1 protein-coding gene and 1 pseudogene are annotated in these 1,371 nt (G+C 36.6%); both read left to right on the top strand.

The window, feature by feature from the left end; genetic code table 11:
• Positions 1-255 (top strand): annotated as a pseudogene (locus OR1_RS22965) (hypothetical protein); the annotation flags it as partial.
• Between the two features lie 140 nt (positions 256-395).
• On the top strand, positions 396-1,304 hold the full coding sequence (locus OR1_RS20420) for a hypothetical protein (protein ID WP_160295294.1): 909 nt from the start codon (positions 396-398) through the stop codon (positions 1,302-1,304).
• The last annotated feature ends 67 nt before the right edge of the window (positions 1,305-1,371 follow it).

A 1,371-nucleotide genomic window follows, 5' to 3' on the forward strand; every position in this document is an offset into this window, starting at 1 on the left:
TTACAAGTATTTGGCAATCTTGGTCTATCGGGAGAGGTTCCTATTCTTGACAACGGTCTTTTTGAGGCGGCGGTCTTGATCTTAGCAATATTTGTTCTTGTTTGTATAAGACTGTTAGGGCCAGCGTCAGCAATAATCGAAACATTTTTATCGAAACCTTATTGGATACGCTGGCCGGGGTACATAGTTCTCCTGGCGTTCCTTGTGCTATTAAAATTGGAAGGAGAACCGGTGTTTGTGTATTTTCAGTTCTGAAACAGGATTAACTGACCATGCCTAAATCGCCAAATTTGCTGACGATCCTATGGAAAGCATGCCTAGCTATACTTCTTACATGTGTTGTTTTGAAAGTTTCAGGAGAACTCTTTTATCGGCATGTCTCATGGCAGAAGTATATGGACCCTCGGAAGAAAATGATCTGGGATGGGAAATATGACGGATCCAAGTACGTTATAATGGGAGATTCTGAATTCTGCTCGTACTATGTAAATTCCCCAGAAAAAACAATATGGGCGATATTAGAGACGGCAGTCAATCAGAAGGTTTATCCTGGAGCCCTTGATGCCTGTAAGCCACCAGACTTATTGACGCAAGGGGACATTATTGCCTCCTCATGGCCTTCAGGGAGTACGATATTTGTCAATATTGTTCCAACTAGATTTGCATATTCTAAATTACCAGAACCAGAAGCTGGCAATTACGATTATGCATTCAGGCGGATAAAGCTGCAAAAGAGAGATCAACGATTTAACCTGAAGTGTTTGAAGAATGTTTTGAATTATTATATAGGGGAAACGAGTTTCTTTTTCAGAAATGAAACTGCACTAAAATCATCGGTTGATGCTATTCACAAGCAACCGGTATTTTTCAATAAAGGAATCCACTGCAATAGGGCATGGGCTACCGAATTAGATGAATTTGCATTAAAACGCTACGAAAAATTTGAAAATAATGTTGTCATGACAAAAGGGCATAAATCGTTTGACTGGATTTCAAAGTTAAATGAAATTATGTCAATAAAAGGTATTAAATTAGTAGTAGTTATAACACCTTTAAACAAGCCTCTTATAAATAAATTTGCTAAAGTGAAATCGGCAGATTCAATACTGCATTATTTTAATTACTTACATGATGCTACAATAAACTATCTCGTATCAAACAATATTGAATATATTGACTTGTACTCGGCAGTTGATGAAAACAGTTTTGCCGACATGATTCATACAAATGAGAGAGGAGAAGAATTAATTGCAAAGAGTTTAACAAAATGGATAAACAAAAATGCTATAAATAATACTAATTAGATTTTGATATCGTTAAGAGCTGTTTGACAACTTTGAATAGACTCTAAACCTCGGACGGAGATTTATT

The sequence above is a fragment of the Geobacter sp. OR-1 genome, from assembly GCF_000813145.1.
GTDB lineage: Bacteria > Desulfobacterota > Desulfuromonadia > Geobacterales > DSM-12255 > Geoanaerobacter.